This is a genomic window from Rhizobium sp. WSM4643, from assembly GCF_025152745.1.
GTDB classification, from domain to species: domain Bacteria; phylum Pseudomonadota; class Alphaproteobacteria; order Rhizobiales; family Rhizobiaceae; genus Rhizobium; species Rhizobium leguminosarum_I.
Genome location: NZ_CP104040.1, coordinates 1,813,065 through 1,835,716, shown reverse-complemented (window position 1 = coordinate 1,835,716; position 22,652 = coordinate 1,813,065). Strand labels below are relative to the sequence as shown.

The 22,652-nt window shown below is 61.5% G+C and carries 21 protein-coding genes and 2 pseudogenes; 7 read left to right on the top strand and 16 right to left on the bottom strand.

Translation table 11 applies throughout. The annotated features are described in order from the left end of the window. The first annotated feature begins 37 nt into the window (after window positions 1-37). From N1937_RS09350 to N1937_RS09330, 5 genes and pseudogenes are all read left to right on the top strand, one after another. Complete coding sequence (locus N1937_RS09350) at window positions 38-214, top strand: hypothetical protein (RefSeq protein WP_222383994.1); 177 nt, start codon at window positions 38-40, stop codon at window positions 212-214. 299 nt (window positions 215-513) lie between these two features. After that, window positions 514-2,940, top strand: a complete 2,427-nt coding sequence (locus N1937_RS09345) for an arylsulfatase (RefSeq protein WP_260058406.1) — start codon at window positions 514-516, stop codon at window positions 2,938-2,940. 84 nt (window positions 2,941-3,024) lie between these two features. Next, a complete protein-coding gene (locus N1937_RS09340; protein WP_260058405.1) occupies window positions 3,025-3,414 on the top strand; it encodes a hypothetical protein in 390 nt (129 codons plus the stop codon). A 263-nt stretch (window positions 3,415-3,677) separates the two neighbouring features. Then, window positions 3,678-5,516 carry an adenylate cyclase gene (locus N1937_RS09335; protein ID WP_260058403.1) on the top strand — a complete coding sequence of 613 codons (1,839 nt, stop codon included), beginning with the start codon at window positions 3,678-3,680 and terminating at the stop codon, window positions 5,514-5,516. Between the two features lie 52 nt (window positions 5,517-5,568). Further along, window positions 5,569-5,749 (top strand): annotated as a pseudogene (locus N1937_RS09330) (hypothetical protein); the annotation flags it as partial. Window positions 5,750-5,888: 139 nt separating this feature from the next. Here the strand turns inward: N1937_RS09330 and ntrC are convergent. Genes ntrC through dusB form a run of 3 tightly spaced genes read right to left on the bottom strand, consistent with a single transcriptional unit; the run spans window position 5,889 to window position 9,507 of the window. After that, a complete protein-coding gene (gene ntrC / locus N1937_RS09325) occupies window positions 5,889-7,340 on the bottom strand; it encodes a nitrogen regulation protein NR(I) (protein WP_017964172.1) in 1,452 nt (483 codons plus the stop codon). Further along, a complete protein-coding gene (locus N1937_RS09320; protein WP_017964171.1) occupies window positions 7,337-8,491 on the bottom strand; it encodes a two-component system sensor histidine kinase NtrB in 1,155 nt (384 codons plus the stop codon). The genes ntrC and N1937_RS09320 overlap by 4 nt, the downstream gene beginning before the upstream one ends. Beyond that, window positions 8,488-9,507, bottom strand: a complete 1,020-nt coding sequence (gene dusB, locus N1937_RS09315) for a tRNA dihydrouridine synthase DusB (protein ID WP_260059082.1) — start codon at window positions 9,505-9,507, stop codon at window positions 8,488-8,490. Before dusB ends, N1937_RS09320 begins: the two co-directional genes overlap by 4 nt. A 142-nt stretch (window positions 9,508-9,649) precedes the next feature. Between dusB and N1937_RS09310 the strand changes: the two genes are divergently transcribed. Together N1937_RS09310 and N1937_RS09305 are read left to right on the top strand one after the other, a co-directional pair. After that, complete coding sequence (locus N1937_RS09310) at window positions 9,650-10,870, top strand: bifunctional 2-C-methyl-D-erythritol 4-phosphate cytidylyltransferase/2-C-methyl-D-erythritol 2,4-cyclodiphosphate synthase (RefSeq protein ID WP_260058401.1); 1,221 nt, start codon at window positions 9,650-9,652, stop codon at window positions 10,868-10,870. Then, complete coding sequence (locus N1937_RS09305; RefSeq protein ID WP_170280614.1) at window positions 10,867-11,367, top strand: CinA family protein; 501 nt, start codon at window positions 10,867-10,869, stop codon at window positions 11,365-11,367. The genes N1937_RS09310 and N1937_RS09305 overlap by 4 nt, the downstream gene beginning before the upstream one ends. Before the next feature lie 14 nt (window positions 11,368-11,381). Here N1937_RS09305 and N1937_RS09300 read toward each other — a convergent pair whose 3' ends face one another. The 13 genes and pseudogenes from N1937_RS09300 to eno all read right to left on the bottom strand — a co-directional run bounded on the left by N1937_RS09300 (window position 11,382) and on the right by eno (window position 22,634). Next, entirely contained in the window at window positions 11,382-11,834 is a 453-nt protein-coding gene (locus tag N1937_RS09300; protein ID WP_017964167.1) for a type II toxin-antitoxin system RatA family toxin, read from the bottom strand. 9 nt (window positions 11,835-11,843) lie between these two features. After that, complete coding sequence (locus N1937_RS09295; RefSeq protein WP_260058400.1) at window positions 11,844-12,422, bottom strand: AAA family ATPase; 579 nt, start codon at window positions 12,420-12,422, stop codon at window positions 11,844-11,846. A gap of 284 nt (window positions 12,423-12,706) precedes the next feature. After that, complete coding sequence (lipA, locus tag N1937_RS09290) at window positions 12,707-13,678, bottom strand: lipoyl synthase (RefSeq protein WP_017964165.1); 972 nt, start codon at window positions 13,676-13,678, stop codon at window positions 12,707-12,709. A gap of 48 nt (window positions 13,679-13,726) precedes the next feature. Then, window positions 13,727-13,975, bottom strand: coding sequence for a GlsB/YeaQ/YmgE family stress response membrane protein (locus N1937_RS09285; RefSeq protein ID WP_260058398.1), 249 nt, complete (start codon window positions 13,973-13,975; stop codon window positions 13,727-13,729). Between the two features lie 24 nt (window positions 13,976-13,999). Continuing rightward, window positions 14,000-14,254, bottom strand: a complete 255-nt coding sequence (locus N1937_RS09280) for a GlsB/YeaQ/YmgE family stress response membrane protein (protein WP_003539329.1) — start codon at window positions 14,252-14,254, stop codon at window positions 14,000-14,002. A gap of 74 nt (window positions 14,255-14,328) precedes the next feature. Next, window positions 14,329-15,777, bottom strand: a complete 1,449-nt coding sequence (gene lpdA, locus N1937_RS09275) for a dihydrolipoyl dehydrogenase (protein WP_260058396.1) — start codon at window positions 15,775-15,777, stop codon at window positions 14,329-14,331. Window positions 15,778-15,794: 17 nt separating this feature from the next. After that, window positions 15,795-16,205: pseudogene (locus N1937_RS09270) on the bottom strand (GNAT family N-acetyltransferase); the annotation flags it as partial. Window positions 16,206-16,219: 14 nt separating this feature from the next. Next, window positions 16,220-16,861, bottom strand: a complete 642-nt coding sequence (locus N1937_RS09265) for an SGNH/GDSL hydrolase family protein (RefSeq protein ID WP_162118764.1) — start codon at window positions 16,859-16,861, stop codon at window positions 16,220-16,222. 19 nt (window positions 16,862-16,880) lie between these two features. Beyond that, window positions 16,881-18,230 (bottom strand): pyruvate dehydrogenase complex dihydrolipoamide acetyltransferase, encoded by a 1,350-nt coding sequence (locus N1937_RS09260; RefSeq protein ID WP_260058395.1) that lies wholly within the window; start codon window positions 18,228-18,230, stop codon window positions 16,881-16,883. Between the two features lie 15 nt (window positions 18,231-18,245). Further along, on the bottom strand, window positions 18,246-19,643 hold the full coding sequence (locus tag N1937_RS09255) for a pyruvate dehydrogenase complex E1 component subunit beta (RefSeq protein WP_170258311.1): 1,398 nt from the start codon (window positions 19,641-19,643) through the stop codon (window positions 18,246-18,248). 15 nt (window positions 19,644-19,658) lie between these two features. Then, window positions 19,659-20,705, bottom strand: a complete 1,047-nt coding sequence (pdhA, locus tag N1937_RS09250) for a pyruvate dehydrogenase (acetyl-transferring) E1 component subunit alpha (protein WP_024320711.1) — start codon at window positions 20,703-20,705, stop codon at window positions 19,659-19,661. A 145-nt stretch (window positions 20,706-20,850) separates the two neighbouring features. Next, entirely contained in the window at window positions 20,851-21,171 is a 321-nt protein-coding gene (locus N1937_RS09245; protein ID WP_017964158.1) for an FtsB family cell division protein, read from the bottom strand. 188 nt (window positions 21,172-21,359) lie between these two features. Next, a complete protein-coding gene (gene eno, locus N1937_RS09240; RefSeq protein WP_017964157.1) occupies window positions 21,360-22,634 on the bottom strand; it encodes a phosphopyruvate hydratase in 1,275 nt (424 codons plus the stop codon). Between the last annotated feature and the right edge of the window lie 18 nt (window positions 22,635-22,652).

The following is a 22,652-nucleotide window of genomic DNA, read 5'->3' as shown; positions in this document are numbered from 1 at the left end:
CAGCCGCACTTGCAGAGGCCGCCTGGAGGTAGGATGGGTGGATTACGACACACGGTTCGCCAAGCGCGTCTTTCCAGCCAGCGCCAAAACCATCGATTCACTGGCCGCCCGTGACGATAACTTCCGCGAACTCTGTGCCGACAATAGTCCACGCGTGAGCCTGTGCTTCGTCCAAGCCCTGGTCGAGCTGGCCGATGCTGAACTTCCTTCATAAGCAAATTCGCGCTCGGCTTCGGTGTGACCAGCGCCCGTCCGCAACAATATTCGCTCGAAGAGAGGTTTGCCCGTATCATACGGTAGTATCTGTCAATCGGCGCAGTTGCAGCGGGACGATCACTCCTTCGGCCGTTGCCCGGAAATAAGGTCCGCAACGTGTTCTCGCGTGTGACTGTCGGAGCGAACGCGGATCAACAGCGCATACTGTATGTTACTGGCGCGCTCGCGGTACTCGCCATACCCTCCCCGAATAAAACGGTCCACATCACGCGGGATCGATTGCCGGGGGGAATCGAGATGAAAAGCAGTATCCTGACTTTGGCTGCCCTATTAGGCGGCACTGCGCTTACATTTTTTTCCATTGGCGGGACGAGTGCGTCAGCTCAAGTCATCAATGGAACACCCGGCACGCCGAGCGCAACGATCACAATCGACGGCCGACAGATCCCGCCACCGCCAGGGCAGTTTGGCGGCACGACAAATCTCGACGCGCTTCAGTCGACGCCATATTGGCAGCCGCAGGTTGTGCCGCCCAAGAGTGCGCCCAACGTCTTGCTGATCTTGACAGATGACGTCGGATTTGCGGCCCCGAGCACCTTCGGCGGGGTCATTCCGACGCCAACGCTCGACCGGATTGCCAACATAGGCCTGCGCTACACGAACTTCCAAACGACATCGCTGTGTTCACCGACACGCGCCGCTCTGATCACGGGCCGCAATCATCATTCAGTCGGCTTCGGTGTGATCAGCGAGGCGTCGACCGGTTATCCGGGCTACGACAGCGTCATTACCGCGGACAAGGATACGATCGGCACGATCCTCAAGGCGAATGGTTATGCAACATCGTGGTTCGGCAAGAATCACAACACGCCATCTTTCCAAACCAGCCAGGCGGGTCCCTTCGATCAATGGCCCATCGGAATGGGATTTGAATATTTCTATGGCTTTGTCAGCGGCGAGACCAACCAGTGGCAACCGGACCTCTACCGCAATACCACGCGTGTCTATCCCTATCTGAACAATCCTACCTACAACCTGACGACAGATATGGCGGACGACGCCATCAACTATCTCAACCAACTCAATCAGCTCGATCCCAAGAAGCCATTCTTCCTTTACTATGCACCGGGCGGGACTCACGCGCCTCATCACCCGACCCCCGATTGGATCAAAAAGATCAGCGACTTGCATCTGTTCGACAAGGGATGGAATGCGCTGCGCGACCAAATCTTCGCCAACCAGAAGAGGCTGGGTGTTATCCCTCAGGATGCGCAACTGACACCCTGGCCGGATAAGCTCATCAAGCCGTGGGACGTCCTTTCGGCTGACGAGAAGAAGCTCTTCATCCACCAGGCCGACGTCTACGGAGCCTACCTCGCCTATACCGACAATGAAATCGGCCGGGTCGTCAAAGCGGTCGAGGACATGGGCAAGCTCGATGACACGCTGATTATCTTTATCAGCGGCGACAATGGCGCGAGCGCGGAAGGCTCCCCGGCTGGAACGCCAAACGAGATGACGTTCTTCAACGGCGTCGACGTGCCCGTCCAGGACCAGCTCAAATTCTACGACGCCTGGGGGTCGGCGTTGACCTATCCGCATTATTCGGTCGGCTGGGCTTGGGCTTTCGATACGCCCTTCAAGTGGACCAAGCAGGTCGCTTCCTATTTTGGGGGTATTCGTAACGGTATGGCCATTGCGTGGCCGGGCCACATCAAAGATCCGGGTGGGGTGCGCAACCAGTTCCACCATGTCATCGACATCGTCCCGACGATCTTGGAAGTGACGGGCATCCGTGCTCCTGATGCAGTCAATGGGATCACCCAGACGCCGATCGAAGGCGTGAGCCTGGCCTACACATTCGACAAGGCAAACGCCGATGCGCCATCGAAACATTCGACCCAATATTTCGAGATGTTCGGCAATCGCGCGATCTATCACGATGGGTGGATTGCCTCCACGTTGCCCTATCGGGAACCTTGGAACGGAACGGCTCCGATCCCGAAGGACATCGTCAACGGCGTGACCTGGGAGTTGTTCGACCTGTCCAAGGACTGGACGCAAAACAACGATCTGGCGGCCACCAATCCCGGCAAGCTGAAGGAGTTGCAGGATTTGTTCTGGATCGAGGCCGCGAAGTACCAGGTTCTGCCGTTGGACGCCTCGGCCTTGACGCGCTTCATTCTACCACGACCGAGCATCGTCGCCGGACGTAATGACTTCATCTACACGAAACCCATCGTCGGCGTGCCCCTTGGGACGGCACCGAGCATCCTCAACAAGTCCTTCACGATCACGGCCGATATCGATGTCCCCGCGGGCGGCGGCAACGGCATGCTTGTGACTGCAGGCGGGCGCTTCGGGGGATGGGGCTTCTACCTGCTCAAAGGGAAGCCAATCTTTGTCTATGACCTATTGGATCTCGCCCGGCCGAGGGTGGAGGGCGCGGCGGCATTGACGCCTGGAAAGCACAATCTCGGCTTCTCCTTTACGTCCGATGGGCCCGGCCTCGGCAAGGGTGGCAAGGGGACAATCACGATCGACGGCGCCGAGGCGGCAAGCGGGATCTTCCCAAACACCATTCCCTTTGCTCTCGAGGCGAGTGAAACCTTTGATATCGGCTCCGACACGGGAACCGGTGTCGACGATAACGACTACCAGGCACCGTTCGCCTTCGACGGCAAGCTGAGCAGCTTGAGGATAGAACTTCAGCCGCAACCTTGATGCAAGAGGTTCTGCGCAGAGCGCCCGTCGCCAAGGCGGCCCGTGCCGAACGTGACGTTGACCTGGGCACGGGGATTCTGCGCCATGAACACAGCTCATCGACACACGCTTCTGACCCTGTTCGCTATCGCCGAAGGTGCGACGGGACTGGGGCTTGTCGTGGCGCCATCGATCCTCTTTGTTCTGCTGTTTGAGGCAAGGCCGGTCGCTTCGGAGGCACCACTGATCGCGCGGATCTGCGGTGCGGCGCTGCTCGCTCTTGCCGCAGCAAGCTGGGGTGGGCGTGACGCCGAAGACAGGCGAGGCACGCTGGGGCTCCTCGTCGGCGTGGCGCTCTATAATTTCCTGACCACGGCGGTCCTGACCTATTCCGCTCTCGTTCCGGAGATGATCGGCATCCTGTTGTGGCCCGCGATCCTCTATCACGCGGCGACGTCCCTGTGGTGCTTGCTCGCTATCTGGCGGGCGCGTTAGACTGAGTCGTCGTGGCTCCTTGGGTGGTCATTTACGGCTTTGGCCGCTTCGGGTCGCGAACTGCTACGAGGCGGCGAAGACGCGATGTCCGCTTCCGCGGTTCACGCGCCCGGAGTCCCCTTCCCTCGATCTGCGTAGTCGTCGAACGGGCTCGATGCGCCGCCTTTGATGGACGAGGATCGGTTTCTGCGGTAGGTTACAAAAGGGATAGTTAATAAAATCTCTGGTAGTCGCGTCCCTCAAGAGCGGGTGAGGAGCAAGTCGTGCAGGATTCATTGCCATCAAGGCGCGATCTCGCGCCGGTTTCGACGCGACCACTACCGACCCACGATGATGTTCGGGCTCAGCTTGAGCGAATCATCACCAGCCCGCAATTTCCGCATGTCGGCCGGAGTGCGGCATTTCTCACCTATGCCGTGGAGGAGACGCTTGCAGGCCGCGCAGACCGGATCAAGGGTTACTCCATCGCCGTCGAAGTCTTCAAGCGCTCCAACGGCTTCACACAGGATGATCCGGTTGTGCGGATCGAGGCCGGAAGGCTCAGGCGGGTGCTCGAGCGCTATTATTTTACAGCAGGTCAACACGATCCGATCCGAATAGACATTCCGAAAGGCGGTTACGTGCCGACCTTTGCCCGGACTTGCCCGAGCGATGACAATCCCGATGCTGAAGACCAAAGTCTGCCACCGGAGCGCGCCTATTCCCTCTTTCCCGGCTTACGAGGATATAGATGGGCAGTGGTCGTTGGATTGATCGTGATCGCGGGCTGCGCTGCAGCCCTGGCTGGCTTGACCTCCATTCGATTTGGCTCGATCTGGCCGTTTGCGACTGCTCACATAACGGGATCTGACGGACCGACATTGGTGATCGCTCCATTTGCCAATCTCGGTGATGGTCCTCAGGCGGAACTCTACACCACGGGCCTGACCGAGGAACTCCTCACTGCCCTTCCCCGCTTCAAGGAGATCAAGGTCTTCGGTCGCGAGACGTCCAAATCGTTGCCGCCAGAAGTGGAGACATCGCGGATTCGCGGGGAACTTGGCGCACGCTTCCTGCTGGCAGGCGGTGTTCGCGTCTCCGGAAGCCGATTGCGTGTGACGGCACGTCTGCTCGACACGCAGACCGATGAGATCCTCTGGTCGCAGACCTACGACGACGACATCGGCGTCCGCGACCTGTTCACCATCCAGTCCGACGTTGCAAACAAGGTTGCGACCGCTGTGGCGCAGCCCTATGGCATCATGGCCCAGGCCGATGTTTCCAATCCGCCGCCCGATGATCTCGGCATCTACGGCTGCACGCTTAGCTTTTATGCTTACCGTGCCGAGTTAAGCAGCGAGCGGCACGGAGAGGTTCGAAACTGCCTCGAAAGTGCTGTCGCCCGCTATCCATCCTTTGCGACCGCCTGGGCGATGTTGTCGATAATCTATCTTGACGAGGATCGTTTCAGGTTCAACCGGAAGCCCATTTCGTCCACGCCGATAGATCGCAGCTTTCAAGCCGCCCGCCGTGCCGTGCAACTGGATCCCGGCAACACCCGCGCCCTTCAGGCGCTGATGACGGCGTTGTTTTTCAGCCAGCGGGTTTCGGAGGCACTTCAGATCGGCGAACGGGCACTGGCGACCAATCCGAACGACACCGAATTGCTGGCAGAATTTGGTACCCGGGTGGCGATGAGCGGGGAGTGGCAGCGCGGGGCAGCGCTGCTGGATCGTGCCATTGATCTCAACCCTGCCGGCGGCGGCTACTATCGCGGAACGCGCGCACTCGCAGCCTACATGTTGCACGACGATAAGACCGCAGTCACCGAGATCAGGCAGGCGGACCTGCAGAAGTTCCCGCTATTCCATGCGGTGGCTGCCGTCATCTACGTCGACGCTGGAATGATCGAGGACGCCCGCAGAGAGGCCGCGCGGTTCAAAGAAATGAGACCCGACTTCATTCCGAACATCGTGGCCGAACTCAAGGTGCGCAATTTCCAGCCACAGGACCGGTCACGGATGATTGCCGATCTGCAAACGGCCGGGCTGCTTGTGAGGGACGAGGTGCTGGCGACCATGTCGCTGCCGATCGACGGCTCCAAGGCCCTTCAGCCGCGGTAGCGCTACCGTCAGGACAACTGCCACAGAAACCCGACGAACGCATTCGACAAACGTCGGTGCCGGCGGCGCGGATCTCGACTGGGATGTGGCGCTCGCGGTCGGGTACAAGTTCACCGATACGATCTCGGCCGTTGCAGGATACCGCGCACTCGGCGTCGACTACGACAATGACGGCTTTGTCTTCGACGTCGTCCAGCAGGGGTCCGATCCTCGGCGTCGTTATCCACTTCTGAGTACGACGTCTGGAATAGCAGACTGGGTTTGAACGATGAAGTCGTCCATGAAACCCACGACTTCTCGACTCATACAGCCCGCCGCGGCGCCAACTCTGGCATCAGGCCGCATGCCGGCCCGATGCGAGCGCGAACACACTCAGGCAGTGCGGGAACTCCTGTAGACCGAAACGCCAAGTTCCCTGATCTTTTTGCGCAAGGTGTTGCGGTTGAGACCGAGAAGATCGGCGGCCTTGATCTGGTTGCCGCGCGTCGCCGTCAGGGCGGCAAGGATCAGCGGATATTCCATTTCGGTCAACACGCGATCATAGAGGCCGGGCGGCGGCAGATTGTCCCCGAAGCCTGCGAAGTAGCTGCGCATGTTCTCCTCGACCGCCTGTGCGATCGTCATCGAGCCGCTGCGGATCGGCCCCTTGTCGATCGGGCTGTCAGGCACGTCGGAACGAAGTTCGGCGTCGATGATCTCGCGGGTGATGACATCCTGCGGATAGAGCGCCATCAGACGGCGGATGAGGTTTTCCAGTTCGCGGACGTTGCCCGGCCAGGCATAGGCCTTCATCAGTTCGAGCGCTTCCTGATCGAAGCGCTTGGAGCCGAGGCCTTCCTTTTCGGCCTGCTGGATGAAATGGCGCACCAGATCGGGAATGTCCTCGGCGCGATCGCGCAGCGGCGGCAGGCGCAGCGGCACGACATTGAGGCGGTAATAGAGGTCCTCGCGGAAGAGACCTTGGTTGATCGCCTGCTTCAGGTCCTTGTTGGTGGCGGCAACGATGCGCACGTCGGTGCGGATCGGCGTGCGGCCGCCGACGGTGGTGTATTCGCCCTGCTGCAGGACGCGTAAGAGCCGTGTCTGGGCGTCCATCGGCATGTCGCCGATCTCGTCGAGGAAGAGCGTGCCGCCTTCGGCCTGTTCGAAACGGCCGGTCGAGCGGGTCTGCGCGCCGGTAAAGGCGCCCTTCTCATGGCCGAAAAGTTCGGATTCGATCAGGTCGCGCGGGATCGCCGCCATGTTGATTGCAACAAACGGGCCGTTGCGGCGCTTGCCGTAGTCGTGCAGCGCGCGGGCGACGAGTTCCTTGCCGGTGCCGGATTCGCCGGTGATCATCAGCGTCAGGTCCGTCTGCATCAGCCGGGCGAGCACGCGGTAGATTTCCTGCATTGCCGCCGACCGGCCGACGAGCGGCATGCCGTCCTGCATGTCGTCTTCGAGCTTGGCGGGCTTGCGCTTCGGTTCCGCCAGCGCCCGGCCGATGATGCCGATCAGCTCGGTGAGGTCGAAGGGCTTCGGCAGATAGTCGTAGGCGCCTTTTTCCGAGGCCTTGATGGCGGTCATGAAGGTGTTCTGGGCGCTCATGACCAGGACGGGCAGGTCGGGCCGCGCCTTCTTGATGCGCGGCAGCAGGTCGAAGGCGTTTTCGTCGGGCATCACCACATCGGTGACGACCAGATCGCCCTCGCCCGCGGAAATCCAGCGCCAGAGGGTAGCGGCGTTGGAGGTGATGCGAACGTCATAGCCGGCGCGGCTCAAAGCCTGGTTGAGCACGGTCCGGATGGCCGCATCATCATCTGCAACGAGGATCGTGGCTGTCATCGAGAAGGTCCTGTCGAGCTTGCTATAGAAGCGTCTTCAAGCGAGGCGTCCTTCGACGCCGGCATGAGAACGCGGAATGTCGTGCGGCTGTTCTGGCTGTCGCATTCGATGATGCCGCCGTGATCACCGATGATCTTGGCGACCAGCGCCAGGCCGAGGCCGCTGCCGTTCGGCTTGGTGGTGATGAAGGGATCGAAGAGATGCGGCAACAGATCGAGGGGAACGCCGGGGCCGTTGTCGTGGACGCAGAATTCCAGCGGCAGCGAGATCTTCTCGCGCGTGCCGGCGACCGAAAGACGGATGCCCGGGCGATAGGCGGTCGTCAGCATGATCTCGCCGTCCGGCCGATCGCCGACCGCTTCGGCGGCGTTCTTCACCAGATTGAGGAAGACCTGGACGAGCTGGTCGCGATTGGCATAGACGGCCGGCAGCGACGGGTCGTAACTCTCGGTGACCCGGATGTTGCGGGCAAAACCTGCCTTGGCGACCGCCTTCACATGATCGAGCACGGAATGGATATTGACCGGCATGCGGTCGACAGGACGTTCGTCGGAAAAGACTTCCATACGGTCGACCAGCGACACAATGCGATCGGTCTCGTCGCAGATCAGCCGGGTCAGCGCCCGATCCTCGTCGACCGCAGACTGTTCGAGCAGCTGGGCAGCGCCGCGTATACCAGAGAGCGGGTTCTTGATCTCATGCGCCAGCATCGAGGCAAGGCCGGTCACCGAGCGGGCGGCGGCGCGATGCGTCAGCTGCCGGTCGATCTTGTCGGCCATCGAGCGTTCCTGAAAGACGATGACGACGGCGCCGGGCTCGCTGAGCACCGGGGCGACGTAGAGATCGACGAGCTTGTCCTGTCCGAGGCGGGGCGAACTCAGGTCGACGCGATATTCGTTGACCGGCGCCTTGCGCTCGCGCACCTGGTCGATGAGGGCAAGCAGCGGGCTGCCGAAAGGGATGAAGGTCGAGATGCGGTAACGCGCCAGATGCGAGGCGCTGGCACCGAAGAAGGCCTCCGCCTCCCAATTGGCGAAAACGACGAACCCGGATTCGTCGACCATGATGACCGGGTTCTGGATGGCGTTCAGTACGGCCATGGCGACGGTCCCGCCGGCGTGATCGGACGGAGATATCATATCCTTCGTCATGCCGCCTCCCGGCTGTCGACAATATTCACAGCCAGCGCATCATAAAGGCGCGCGGCCACCTCGCGCGGATCGCGCGAGGTCATGATCTCCGCCTTTTCAGCGCCTGACAGAGCCGGGGCGAAACGCTGGAGATACCAGCCAAGGTGCTTGCGGGCGTGGCGGATCGCCACCGCTTCGCCGTAGAAATCCAGCATCATCCGGTAATGTTCGACGGCGATATCGGCGATCTCCTGGCGTCGCGGCTCGGGCGCACCGGCAAGGACGCCGGCATGCCACGGTCTGCCCTGACAGCCCCTGCCAATCATCACGGCATCGGCGCCGGAGCGACGCAATATTTCCTGCGCGTCGCCAGCAGTTTCGACATCGCCATTGGCGATCAGCGGAATGGAGATCACCTCGCGTACGGCGCGGATAGCATCCCAATCGGCGCGACCTTCATAGAATTGCATGCGGGTGCGCCCATGAATGGTCACAAGCTGGATGCCGGCGGCTTCGGCGCGACGGGCGATATCAGGCGCGTTGATGGAATTCTCATCCCAGCCGAGGCGCATCTTCAGCGTTACCGGAATGTCGACAGCCTTGACCGTCGCCTCGATGAGGCCGAGCGCGTGATCGGGGTCGCGCATCAGCGCCGAGCCGGAATAACCGCCGATCACCTTCTTTGCCGGGCAACCCATGTTGATGTCGATGATATCGGCGCCGTGATCGGCGGCGATCTTGGCCGCCTCCGCCATCCAGTGCGCCTCGCGCCCGGCAAGCTGCACCATATGCGGCCGGAAGCCGGCAGCGCTGAGCCGCGACCAGGATTCGGCGGTGTCGTTGACCAGTTCACGGCTCGCCACCATTTCTGTGACGACGAGGCCGGCGCCGAAGCGCCAGGCAAGCTCTCGATAGGGCATGTCGGTGACGCCGGACATCGGCGCCAGCACAACGCGGTTCCGCACAGACACGGGTCCGATTCGGAAAGGCGCTGCGAGGTCCTGGGAAATCAAATGATTATCTTTCGGGCATACAATAGAACTGCATTATTTTTAGCCACTATTCCCTGGCTTGCCAAGGGGGCTGGCACCGGAATTGATATTTTTCGGGCAGATGCTGGAAAAGGCCCAAGCAAGACGTTAGAGCACTCCGGTCAATTCCGCATAATTTAGGGGATTTATGCTGCAAATGCCTTCTAAGCAACCGATATCGGCTGGAATTGTCATCGTTGCCGCCGGCCGCGGCGAGCGCGCAGGATCCTCCAAGGAAGGCCCCAAGCAGTATCGCATGATCGGCGGCAAACCGGTTATCGTGCATACGCTTGAAAACTTCATGACATGGGAAGCGGCAACTGAGATCGTCGTGGTCATTCATCCAGATGACGAGGCGCTGTTTGCGAGAGCCTTCCGCCACATCATCTCGGCAACGCCCATCGAAACGGTGCATGGGGGTGCAACGAGGCAACAATCCGTCCTGGCAGGCCTCAGATACCTCAAGGACAAGCACATCAGTCACGTGCTGATCCATGATGCCGTGCGACCTTTCTTCGACCATGTGCTGCTCGATCGCATTGCCGCGAGCCTTCGCGCCGGAGCCCAGGCGGTCCTGCCGGCGATCCCGGTCACCGACACGCTGAAACGCGCCGATAATGCCGGCACCGTGCTGACCACGGTGTCCCGCGAGCATCTCTACGCGGCGCAGACGCCGCAATCCTTCGCCTTCGAAACGATCCTCGAGGCGCATGAGAAGGCAGCCGCGAGCGGTCGAGGCGATTTCACCGACGACGCCTCGATCGCCGAATGGCTGGGCATTCCGGTGACAATCGTCGAGGGCACGGCCGACAACGTCAAGCTGACGGTCAAGAACGATATTGCCATGGCCGACGACAAGCTGTCGACGTCGCTGCTTCCGGACGTGCGCACCGGCAACGGCTACGACGTGCACCAGCTCGTCGCCGGCGATGGCGTGACGCTCTGCGGCGTGTTCATTCCGCATGACCAGAAGCTGAAAGGACACTCCGATGCCGACGTTGCGCTGCATGCGCTGACGGACGCGCTGCTCGCCACCTGCGGCGCCGGCGATATCGGCGATCATTTTCCGCCGTCCGACCCGCAATGGAAGGGGGCAGCCTCGCGGATATTCATCGAATATGCCGCCCGGATCGTGCGCGAGCGCGGCGGCACGATCATGAGTGCCGACGTCTCGCTGATCGCCGAGGCGCCGAAAGTCGGCCCGCATCGAGACGCCATGCGGGCGAAACTGTCGGACTATCTCGGAATCGATATCGAGCGCTGCTCGGTCAAGGCGACGACCAACGAGACGATCGGCTTCGTCGGCCGACGCGAAGGCATCGCGGCGATCGCGACTGCCACCGTCGTCTATCGCGGGAGGAAAGGATGAGCCTTTTTCCTCAAGATATAATTTCCACGGCGGAGGCGATCATCCGTGACTTCACGGCTGCAGGGCTGATGGTCTCGACCGCCGAATCCTGCACCGGCGGCCTGATCGCCGGGGCGCTGACGGAGATTTCGGGTTCGTCCGCCGTCGTCGACCGCGGCTTCGTCACCTATACGAATAGCGCAAAGATCGAGATGCTCGGCGTGCAGGCGGAAACGCTCTCGCGCTTCGGCGCGGTCTCGGAGGAAACGGCGCGACAGATGGTGCATGGCGCCCTCTTCCGCTCACGCGCCGAGATCGCCGTCGCCGTCACAGGCATTGCCGGCCCCGGCGGCGGATCCGCCGAAAAGCCGGTCGGCCTCGTGCACCTCGCCGCCAAATCGCGCGCCGGCGCGCTCATCCATCGGAAAATGCACTATGGCGATATCGGCCGCAGCGAGGTTCGGCTAGCGACGATCAGGACGGCGCTGGAGATGGTGCGCTCGCTTCTTGCTGCCTGAGGCCGGTTCGCTCATCAAGCCGGTGTGTAGATCCTGTTTGCCCTGGTCTCGAAGGCTTCGGTGAACATGCGGAAGGCGCGGTCGAACATCGAGCCCATCAACGCGCCGAGAATACGGCTCTTGAACTCGTAATCGATGAAGAAATCGACGGTGCAGCCGCCGGACGGCGTCTCGGCGAAATGCCAGCGATTGTCGAGATATTTGAACGGGCCATCGATATATTTGACCTCAATGACGTGCTCGGCCCGGTTCAGCAGCACCTGGGTCGTGAAGGTCTCGCGGATCGCCTTATAGCCGACCGTCATGTCGGCGACGAGCAGGATCTTGCCGTCGCGCTCCTTGCGGCTCCTGATGGCGAGCGCTTCGCAAAGCGGCAGGAATTCCGGATAGCGCTCGACGTCGGCGACGAGGTCGAACATCTGCTCGGGCGAATGCGGGACGGGACGGTGTGTTTCGAATTGCGGCATAGTCGGCAATTAAGCGGGCCGGCCGAGAAGATCAAGAAGCTCGCGCATCTGGCGGCGGGATTTTAGCTGAAGAACCGGCACGTCAGAGCCGTGCTCGGCGATGCCGGCGACATGATCCCGAAGTGCTGCTTCGATCAAGGGGGCGGCCTCGCGCTCGAAATTCCAGATATAGGCAAGCGCGCCCAGCGACAGATGTTCAGGGCAGCCGGCAGGCAGTTCCGGGCGGTTGCGCCCGAAATAACGGAACGCTCGCGATATGGCGCCGTAAAGGCATGCATATCTCGGCAGCCGAAGCCAAATGACGGCGTCGGCGCGGGGCAGGCGAAGATCGAAGGAGTTCAGCCCGGTTCCATCCATGATCCAGCGCTCTTCCGCCACGGCCTTGGCGATCAGGCGGTCGATCTCGTCGCGCGGCCTCTTTCTCCAGCCCGGCAGCCAGTAAAAGTCGCGGTCCATGGAGATATAGCCAAGGCCGAGCGCTCGCGAAAGCCGCTTTGCGAGCGTGCTCTTGCCGCTACCGGGGCAGCCAATCACCAGGATGCGGTCGGCTTCGATCAGCGTCGACTTCAAACCGAATTTGACCTTCATCGTCGCCCTCAAGATACGACACCTCGGCCGAGGAGAACGGCGAGGCCGGCCCCTCATCCGCCTGCCGGCACCTTCTCCCCGCTTGCGGGGCGAAGGGAATATGCCGCGACCTCTCCGTCCCCCGCCCACTTCTCGCAGGCCACGTCCCCTCGCCCCGTTTACGGGGAGAGGGTTGGGGTGAGGGGCAGCCATTGGCGCGAACAGGGCAACCGTGGCACCAGCTCGATCAGCCGAAGCATGGTTGGTCGACTTTATCAGCAGTCTGATAAAGCAAGTGCCGGATCTTACTCGGCGGCGATCAGCAGCTTCTTTTCGCGCGCCGCCCGCAGCCGGGCGAAGTCGTCGCCGGCATGGTGGGAAGAGCGGGTCAGCGGGCTGGAGGCGACCATCAGGAAGCCCTTGCTGTAGGCAACGGTCTCGTAGGACTTGAACTCGTCGGGGGTGACGAAGCTTTCGACCTTGTGGTGCTTGCGGGTCGGCTGCAGGTACTGGCCGATCGTCAGGAAATCGACATCGGCTGTGCGTAGATCATCCATCAGCTGGAGGACTTCGTTTCGCTCTTCGCCGAGACCAACCATGATGCCCGATTTGGTGAACATGGTGGGATCGAGTTCCTTCACCCGCTGCAGCAGGCGAACGGAATGGAAGTAACGGGCGCCAGGGCGAACCGTCAGATAGTTGCCGGGCACCGTTTCCATATTGTGGTTGAAGACGTCGGGCTTGGCGGCGACGACGCGCTCCAGCGCACCCGGCTTCTTCAGGAAATCGGGCGTCAGGATCTCGATCGTCGTCATCGGCGAGGCGGCACGGATTGCCCAGATCACTTTTTCGAAGTGCTCGGCGCCGCCGTCCTCCAGGTCGTCACGGTCGACCGAGGTGATGACGACGTGGCTGAGGCCCATCTGCTTGACCGCCTTGGCGACATTCTCGGGCTCAGCCATGTCGAGCGCATTCGGCTTGCCGGTGGCGACGTTGCAGAAGGCACAGGCGCGGGTACAGATCTCGCCCATGATCATGAACGTCGCATGCTTCTTGTCCCAGCACTCGCCGATATTCGGGCAGCCGGCCTCCTCGCAGACGGTGACGAGCTTGTGCTCCTTCACGATCGCGCGCGTCTCGGCATAACCCTTGGAGGTCGGCGCCTTGACGCGAATCCAGTCCGGCTTGCGCATGACTTCCGTGTCCGGCCGATGCGCCTTCTCCGGATGCCGCACGCGCTTGGCGTCGGGATTGATCGTATCGAGGATGGTCACCATTGCAGTTTCAGCTTTCTATCGCCCCTATGCGGCAAATCTCACTCGGATCTAGCGCCGCACCAGCCGCGCAAGGAATATCAACAAGCAGGCGCCGAGGAAACCCGTCACGAAATAGCCGAGCCGCCCGCCGACCACCTCGAGATGAAACTGCGCGAGGATGGCGCTTGCGATGACCGAGCCGACGATGCCGAGCACGATATTCAGGAAAATCCCGTATCGCGCTTCCATCAGCTTGCCGGCGAGCCAGCCCGCAAGCCCGCCGATGATGATTGCCGAAATCCAGCCGACGCTTTCCATTCCTGCCCCGCCCTCTTTTGACCCTTAAGCGACCGCTCTTGCGATCAGAACCACTATAATGGCACCGACCGTGGCGTGGATGATCTGCACCACCAGTGCGTTTTCAATGCCCAGCGAAATGCCGAGTGCGCTGAACAGATAGCCGCCGACGAAGGCGCCGATGATGCCGCTCAGCAGGCATCTTATCAGCCCACCGCCACCGACGACCAGGCTTGCGAGGAAGCCTGCAACCAGGCCGATCAGCAAAAATACCAGCAACGCCTGCGTCTCCATAGACATGATGATTTCCTTTCGTTTTTTCCACCCTCGGAGTGGCTTTCCCCTCCGGACATAGAGGGCGGGATCGGAAATTATCAAGCGTTCAGGACGCGGCCGTAAGCATCGAGCACCGCTTCCTTCATCGATTCCGACACGGTCGGATGCGGGAAGATCGTGTGCATCAGTTCTTCCTCGGTGGTCTCGAGATTCATCGCAACGACGAAGCCTTGGATGAGCTCGGTGACTTCGGCGCCGACCATGTGGGCGCCGAGCAGCTCGCCGGTCTTCTTGTCGAAGATCACCTTGCAGAGGCCCTGATCCTCGCCCAGCGCGATCGCCTTGCCGTTTGCAGAGAAGGGGAAGCGGCCGACGCGGATGTCGCGGCCCAGTTCCTTGGCTTTTGCTTCGGTGACACCGACGGAGGCGACCTGCGGCTGGCAATAGGTGCAGCCCGGCACCTTGTCCTTGTCTGTGGGATGAACGTTCGGGAGGCCGGCGATCTTTTCGACGCAGACGACGCCCTCATGCTCTGCCTTGTGGGCCAGCATCGGTGGGCCGGCGACATCGCCGATCGCATAAATGCCGGCGACATTGGTCTTGCCGTAGCCATCGATGACGACGCAGCCGCGGTCTGTCTTGACGCCGAGCGCCTCGAGACCGAGATTTTCGATATTGCCCTGAACGCCGACGGCCGAAATCAACCGGTCCGCGGTGATCTGTTGCACCTTGCCATCAGCGTTCTCGACGTGAGCGGTAACGCTGTCGGCCGCCTTCTCGACCTTGGTGACCTTGGAGCTGGTGAAGATCTTGAGCCCGCGCTTTTCAAGCTGCTTACGGGCGATCGCGGTGATCTCGGCATCCTCGACCGGCATGATGGTCGGCATGACTTCGACGACCGTCACCTCGACGCCCATCGAGCGATAGAAGCTGGCGAATTCGATGCCGATCGCGCCAGAGCCCATGACGATCAGCGACTTCGGCAGCACATCCGGCTTCAGCGCCTCGAAATAGGTCCAGACCAGCTTGCCATCCGCCTCGATGCCGGGCAGCGCACGTGGGCGGGCGCCGGTGGCGATGATGATGTGCTTTGCGCTATAGGTGCCCTCGCCGCTCTTGACGTTCTTCGGCAGCGGATGCTGTGGCTCGACGACCGGCTTCGACGGCTTGCCGACGACGATCTCACCTGGCTTGGTGATCTTCGCCTCGCCCCAGATGATGTCGATCTTGTTCTTCTTCATCAGGAAGCCGACACCGGCATTCAGACGGGCGGAAACGGCGCGCGAGCGGCCGACGACGGCCTTGGCATCCGGCTTGACCGTGCCTTCGAGAACGAGGCCGTAATCCTTGAAATGATTGGCATGGTCGAGCACCTCGGCCGAGCGCAGCAGCGCCTTTGTGGGTATGCAGCCCCAGTTCAGGCAGATGCCGCCCATATGCTCGCGCTCGACGATCGCGGTCTTGAGTCCGAGCTGGCTGGCACGGATGGCGGCGACATAGCCGCCGGGACCCGAGCCGATGATGATGACGTCGTAGGATTCAGCCATGTGTTTCCTGCCCTTTGTTACGCTGCGCTGCGGGTCATGAGCACCCACGCGTGTCTCTTGCTGTTTTCGAAGAGCGGCACGGCATCGGCGCGCGCAGCCTCCAGGAATCCGTTTCTTGCATAAAGCGACAAAGCCGCTTCGTTATCACTTGCGGTAATGAGACTGACCGGCCGCCGATCCGCCCTTACGATCTGATCGTCCAGCAGCCTGCGTCCGATGCCGATGCCACGCAGATGGCGATAGACGCCGAGACTGCCGATGAACCAGCTTCCCACAACTGTTTTCTGCAAGGCGAGCATTGGTGCGCTCGCCGGAATCGTCGCCTCGATATCGCCTATCCCCTCATCCAGCGCTTGGCCGATCGCCACACCCGCGACCTCGCCAATGACAGCATTCCGCCAGCTGCCGACGGCTTCGTCCTCGCTCATGAAGGAGGTCATGCTCAGATCCCCAGCATCATCCGCACGATTGATTCCAGCCCGCGGCCGAGCGCACGCGTATTCTCCGCATCGAGATGGATGCCATCGATCGGTGTGGTCTTGGCGACGGAATTGCCGTCGAAGAAGCCACAACCGAGTTCGTCGGCAAGATCACGATAAAGCGTTGCAAGCTTTGCCGATTCCTCGATGCCGCCGGGAAACGACGCGGCGAAGGGCACATTGCCCGTCGCACGGATCGCCGGCGGCGCCACGATCAGAATCTCCGGCCCATCGAATTCGAAGGGCCAGGCGTGATTGCGGATCAGCCGCACGAGCCGGCTGATGCCCTGGCATGCGGCAAAGGCCGAACCCGCCACAACCGGCTTCATATCGTTGGTGCCGAGCAGAAGGACAACGAGGTCGAGCGGCGCATGCGTCTGCAGGACCGTCGGCAGGATGCGCGCACCGTTGCGGTCGCAATCGGCCAGGTGGTCGTCGAAAGCGGTCGTGCGACCGTTCAGGCCTTCGGCGATGACGCGCGCCTCACTGCCGAGCGCGGCTTGAAGCACGCTCGGCCAGCGATTCTTGTAATCATGACGGCCGATCGTCTCGGCGTCATAACCCCAGGTCAGCGAGTCGCCATAGCAAAGAACGGTCTTGGTCATTTCCGCCTCCGCGCCGCTATCAGACAAGCATGCCCATCGGGTTCTCGATGTAGCCCTTGAAGGCCTGGAGCAGTTCGGCGCCGAGCGCGCCGTCGACGCAGCGATGGTCGGTCGAGAGCGTGACTGACATCACGGTGGCGATCGCCATTTCGCCGTTCTTGACGACGACCCGCTGTTCGCCGGCACCGACCGCGAGGATCGTCGCATGCGGCGGGTTGACGACGGCCGCGAAGTTCTTCACGCCCATCATGCCCATGTTGGAGACCGAGCTGGTGCCGCCCTGATATTCCTCAGGCTTCAGCTTGCGGTCCTTGGCCCGCTTGCCGAGATCGCGCATCTCGTTGGAGATCGTCGACAGGGTCTTTTCCTCGGCCTTGCGAATGATCGGCGTGATCAGGCCGCCGGGGATCGAGACCGCGACGCCGACATCGGCATGCTTGTGCTTGACCATGTTGCTGTCGGTCCAGGAAACATTGGCATCCGGAACGTCGCGCAACGCCAGCGCCATGGCCTTGATCACCATGTCGTTGACCGAGAGCTTGTAGGCCGGAGCGTTGTCCTTGCGCGGGGCCGCATCGTTCAGCTGGGCGCGTAGCGCCAGCAGTGCATCGAGCTCGCAATCGAGGCTGACGTAGAAATGCGGGATCGTCTGCTTGGATTCGACCAGGCGCCTGGCGATCGTCTTGCGCATGCCGTCATGCGGCACGAGCTCGTAGGAGCCAGGTTCGAAGAGCTTGAGCACGGCCTCTTCGGAGGCGCCCTTCGGTGCAGCGGCGGCCGGAGCCGGCGCGGCGGTCGCGGATACAGGCGCGGCAGCGGCCTTGGCGCCACCACCGGCAACGGCGGTTTCGATGTCGCTCTTGACCACGCGGCCGTGCGGGCCGGAGCCTGCGACCGCCGAAAGGTCGATACCCGCTTCCTTGGCCAGCCTGCGAGCGAGCGGCGAAGAGAAGGTGCGGTTGCCATGAGACGAAACCGAGGCGGGCGCGGCGGTGGTTACAGGTGCAGCAGCCGGAGCAGACTGGGCCGGAGCCGGTGCAGCCTCGGCTTTCGGCGCGGCTGCACCGTCGGTTTTCGGTGCCGGAGCGGCGGAACCCGCACTGCTTGCGGCAGCGGAGACATCCTCGCCATCGGCGGCGAGAACCGCGATCAGCGCATTGACCTTGACGCCTTCGGTGCCGGCGGCAACGACGAGCTTGGCGACCGTGCCTTCATCGACGGCTTCGACTTCCATCGTCGCCTTGTCGGTCTCGATCTCGGCGATCACATCGCCAGACTTGACCTTGTCGCCTTCCTTGACCAGCCATTTGGAAAGATTGCCTTCCTCCATGGTCGGAGAGAGGGCGGGCATCGTGATATTGATCGGCATCGAAACACCCTCCCCTTATTTGTAGCAAACAGCCTTCACCGCATCGACCACTTCGCCGACGTTCGGAAGGGCGAGTTTTTCGAGATTGGCGGCGTAAGGCATCGGAACGTCCTTGCCTGCGATCGTCAGGATCGGCGCATCGAGATAGTCGAAGGCCTGCTGCATGACGCGGGTGGCGATTTCGGTGCCGACGGAGGACTGGGGATAACCCTCCTCGACGGTGACCAGACGGCCGGTCTTCTTCACCGATTCGATGACAGTCGGCAGGTCCATCGGGCGGATGGTGCGAAGGTCGATCAGTTCGACGTCGATGCCGATCTTCTCGAGTTCGGCGACAGCCTTGGTGGCATAGCTCATGCCGATGCCGAAGGAGACGACCGTGACGTCCTTGCCCGGACGATGGATGCGGGCCTTGCCGATCGGCAGCACGAAATTGTCGAGCTTCGGCACGTCGAAGTGCTGACCGTAGAGAATTTCATTTTCGAGGAAGATGACCGGGTTCGGATCGCGGATTGCAGCCTTCAGCAGGCCCTTGGCGTCGGATGCCGTATAGGGCATGACGACTTTCAGGCCGGGAATGGCGCTATACCAGGCAGCATAATCCTGGCTGTGCTGGGCGCCGACGCGAGCGGCTGCACCATTCGGGCCGCGGAAGACGATCGGAGCGCCCATCTGGCCGCCGGACATATAAAGCGTCTTGGCGGCGGAGTTGATGATCTGGTCGATCGCCTGCATGGCGAAGTTGAAGGTCATGAACTCGACGATCGGCCGAAGGCCGGCCATGGCTGCACCGACGCCGACGCCGGCAAAGCCATGCTCGGTAATCGGCGTATCGACGACGCGGCGGGGGCCAAATTCCTGCAGCAGCCCTTGCGTGACCTTGTAGGCGCCCTGGTATTCGGCGACTTCTTCGCCCATGACGAAGACGTTTTCGTCGGCGCGCATTTCCTCGGCCATGGCGTCGCGCAGCGCTTCGCGCACGGTCGTCGACACCATTTCGGTGCCGGCCGGGATTTCCGGATCGTTCTGCACCTGGGCTTTCGGCTCGGCCGGAACGGGTGCGGATGCCGGAGTTGCGGCAGCCGGCTTTTCCTCTTGCGCGGCCTGCGGTGCAGCAGCAGGAGCCGGCGCTGCTGCCGGAGCGGACGCAGACATGTCGGATGCGGATTCACCGTCCTGCAGGAGAACGGCGATCTTGGCGTTCACCTTGACGCCTTCGGTTCCGGCAGGAACCAGAAGCTTGCCGATGACGCCTTCGTCGACGGCTTCGACTTCCATCGTCGCCTTGTCGGTTTCGATTTCGGCGATCACGTCGCCTGAGGTGACCTTGTCACCTTCCTGCTTCAGCCATTTGGACAGTGTGCCTTCTTCCATGGTCGGAGAGAGGGCGGGCATGAGGATATCGATAGGCATGGGTTCCCTCCCCGATTAGAGCAGAATGTCGGTATAGAGCTCGGATACATCCGGCTCCGGATCGGCCTGGGCGAAGTCGGCGCTGTCGGCGACGATGTCGCGGACATCCTTGTCGATCGCCTTCAGATCGTCTTCGGAAGCCCAGCCCTTTTCGACGAGGCGTGCCTTCACCTGTTCGATCGGGTCATGCTCGGAGCGCATCTTCTGCACCTCGTCCTTGGAGCGATACTTCGCCGGGTCGGACATGGAGTGACCGCGATAACGATAGGTCAGCATTTCGAGAATGATCGGGCCCTTGCCGGAACGGCAATGTTCGAGCGCTTCGTCGGCGGCCGCCTTGACGGCGCGGACGTCCATGCCGTCGACCTGAATGCCGGGGATGCCGAAGCCGGATCCGCGAAGCGAATAGTTCGACTGCGCGGTGGCGCGGGCGGTCGAGGTGCCCATGGCGTAACGGTTGTTCTCGACGATATAGACGATCGGCAGCTTCCAGAGAGCCGCCATGTTGAAGCTCTCGTAGACCTGGCCCTGGTTGGCAGCGCCGTCGCCGAAATAGGCAATGGAAACATTGTCGTTGCCGCGGTAGCGGTTTGCGAAGGCAAGACCCGTTCCGAGCGAGACCTGGGCGCCGACGATGCCGTGACCGCCGTAGAAATGCTTCTCTTTCGAGAACATGTGCATCGAGCCGCCCTTGCCGTGGGAATAGCCGCTGCGACGCCCGGTCAGTTCCGCCATGACGCCGCGCGCTTCCATGCCGGTTGCCAGCATATGGCCGTGGTCGCGATAGGCGGTGATGACCTGGTCGCCTTCCTTCTGCGCCATCTGCATGCCGACGACGACAGCTTCCTGACCGATGTAGAGGTGACAAAAGCCGCCGATGAAGCCCATGCCGTAAAGCTGACCGGCCTTCTCCTCGAAGCGGCGGATCAGCAGCATCTCGCGATAGGCCTTCAGCTCTTCATTGCGATCGAAGTCGGCTACCGGGCCGCCATTCGATGCTTTGGCTGCCGGTTTTGCTGCAGTTTTGCGGCTGGAAACGGTCGCGGTCTTTCGCGGCGCCATTCAACCCTCCCTATGGGTTTGTCGTTTCTTGGTGGCGCGTACCATAGGGAAGAAACATGACCACAGCAATGCCATAATTGCATGGCTCATATTCCGCTCTAAATTATTGGAAAAACAACGGAAATTCCAATTAACCTGTTTTCGGTTAATTGGAGTAATGGTTGAAGACGACGATCTCGTCCGCACGCGACATGTTGAGCTGATAACGCGCTTTTTCGTCCAGCATATCCTTGTCGAGCGAACCGTCACTCAGCAGCGCGACCTGATTTTCCAGATGTTCGCGCTTCGCCTTCAAGACTGCAAGCTCTTTTTCACGCGCGACACGCTGATGCTCGAACGTCTCCGTCGCGCGCAGGCCGTAATCGCCATGGATGCAATGATAACCGAAATAGGAAAGGAAGGCGACCGTCATGGCCGGAATGACGAAGCGACCGATCTTTCTCTTCTTATGATGCTTTGTCCACATACACGCATGCTCTTGAACGCATTACCAATTCGTTCAATCTAACGCGCAGAGATTAACCGTTCGTTGACTCTAAAAACCGCGCAATAAAAAACCCGCGCCGGTGAACTGACCCCCGAAAGTTGGACATCCAACCTTCGGGGGTCAGTTCACGGGAAGGCGCGGGTCAAGCCATTGGAAATCAGATCCGATCAGCCGCGAATGATCGAGCGGCCGGCATACTGGGCCTGCGGGCCGAGGCCCTCTTCGATGCGGATCAGCTGGTTGTACTTGGCAAGGCGGTCGGAGCGCGACAGCGAGCCGGTCTTGATCTGACCGCAGTTGGTGGCGACCGCGAGATCGGCGATGGTCGAATCTTCGGTTTCGCCGGAGCGGTGCGACATGACGGCGGTATAGGCCGCCTTGTGCGCCGTGTTGACGGCGTCGAGCGTCTCCGTCAGCGTGCCGATCTGGTTGACCTTGACGAGGATCGAGTTGGCGACGCCCATGCGGATGCCGTCGCGAAGACGGGCGGAGTTGGTGACGAAGAGATCGTCGCCGACGAGCTGGGTCTTTTTGCCAGCCAGGTCGGTCAGCGTCTTCCAGCCGTCCCAATCGTCTTCGGCCATGCCGTCCTCGATCGAGATGATCGGATACTTGCCGGCGAGCTCGGCCAGATATTCGGCCATGGCGCCCGATTCCAGCGTGCGGCCTTCACCTTCGAGAACGTATTTGCCGTCCTTGAAGAATTCGGTCGAGGCGCAGTCGAGGCCGAGGCACATGTCGTCGCCCGGCTTGTAGCCGGCTTTCTCGATCGACTTCATGATGAAGTCGAGGGCTTCCGGCGCGCTCTTCAGACCCGGTGCGAAACCGCCTTCGTCGCCAACATTGGTGTTGTGGCCCTGGCTAGCAAGCTCCTTGCGCAGCGTATGGAAGACTTCCGAACCCATGCGCACGGCTTCGGCGATCGAATCGGCGCCGACCGGCAGGATCATGAACTCCTGGAAATCGATCGGGTTGTCCGCGTGGGCGCCGCCGTTGATGATGTTCATCATCGGCACCGGCAGCAGGCTGGCGGAAGCACCGCCGACGTAGCGGTAGAGCGGCAGGCCGGACGCCTGGGCGGCAGCCTTGGCGACGGCGAGCGACACGCCGAGGATGGCGTTGGCGCCCAGGCGCGACTTGTTCGGCGTGCCGTCCAGCTCGATCATGATGTTGTCGATCTGGATCTGGTTTTCGGCGTCGATGCCGCCGATCGCGTCGAAGATCTCGGTGTTGGCGGCTTCGACCGCCTTTTCGACGCCCTTGCCCAGGTAGCGCTTGCCGCCGTCGCGCAGTTCGACCGCCTCATGCGCGCCCGTCGAGGCACCCGAGGGAACGGCCGCGCGGCCCATGCTGCCATCTTCGAGATAGACATCGACTTCGACGGTGGGGTTGCCACGGCTATCGAGAATCTCGCGGGCGATGATATCGGTGATTGCAGTCATGGGTTCTTCCTGCTCGGT

Coding starts and splice junctions, on each gene's coding strand:
- N1937_RS09345 (WP_260058406.1), top strand. CDS start 514: ATGAAAAGCAGTATCCTGACTTTGGCTGCCCTATTAGGCGGCACTGCG.
- N1937_RS09340 (WP_260058405.1), top strand. CDS start 3,025: ATGAACACAGCTCATCGACACACGCTTCTGACCCTGTTCGCTATCGCC.
- lpdA (WP_260058396.1), bottom strand. CDS start 15,777: ATGGCTGAATCCTACGACGTCATCATCATCGGCTCGGGTCCCGGCGGC.
- N1937_RS09320 (WP_017964171.1), bottom strand. CDS start 8,491: ATGACGAAGGATATGATATCTCCGTCCGATCACGCCGGCGGGACCGTC.
- N1937_RS09300 (WP_017964167.1), bottom strand. CDS start 11,834: ATGCCGCAATTCGAAACACACCGTCCCGTCCCGCATTCGCCCGAGCAG.
- N1937_RS09265 (WP_162118764.1), bottom strand. CDS start 16,861: ATGACCAAGACCGTTCTTTGCTATGGCGACTCGCTGACCTGGGGTTAT.
- N1937_RS09260 (WP_260058395.1), bottom strand. CDS start 18,230: ATGCCGATCAATATCACGATGCCCGCCCTCTCTCCGACCATGGAGGAA.
- N1937_RS09280 (WP_003539329.1), bottom strand. CDS start 14,254: ATGTCTATGGAGACGCAGGCGTTGCTGGTATTTTTGCTGATCGGCCTG.
- N1937_RS09305 (WP_170280614.1), top strand. CDS start 10,867: ATGAGCCTTTTTCCTCAAGATATAATTTCCACGGCGGAGGCGATCATC.
- N1937_RS09255 (WP_170258311.1), bottom strand. CDS start 19,643: ATGCCTATCGATATCCTCATGCCCGCCCTCTCTCCGACCATGGAAGAA.
- ntrC (WP_017964172.1), bottom strand. CDS start 7,340: ATGACAGCCACGATCCTCGTTGCAGATGATGATGCGGCCATCCGGACC.
- N1937_RS09285 (WP_260058398.1), bottom strand. CDS start 13,975: ATGGAAAGCGTCGGCTGGATTTCGGCAATCATCATCGGCGGGCTTGCG.
- eno (WP_017964157.1), bottom strand. CDS start 22,634: ATGACTGCAATCACCGATATCATCGCCCGCGAGATTCTCGATAGCCGT.
- N1937_RS09310 (WP_260058401.1), top strand. CDS start 9,650: ATGCTGCAAATGCCTTCTAAGCAACCGATATCGGCTGGAATTGTCATC.
- N1937_RS09245 (WP_017964158.1), bottom strand. CDS start 21,171: ATGTGGACAAAGCATCATAAGAAGAGAAAGATCGGTCGCTTCGTCATT.
- N1937_RS09295 (WP_260058400.1), bottom strand. CDS start 12,422: ATGAAGGTCAAATTCGGTTTGAAGTCGACGCTGATCGAAGCCGACCGC.
- pdhA (WP_024320711.1), bottom strand. CDS start 20,705: ATGGCGCCGCGAAAGACCGCGACCGTTTCCAGCCGCAAAACTGCAGCA.
- lipA (WP_017964165.1), bottom strand. CDS start 13,678: ATGGTGACCATCCTCGATACGATCAATCCCGACGCCAAGCGCGTGCGG.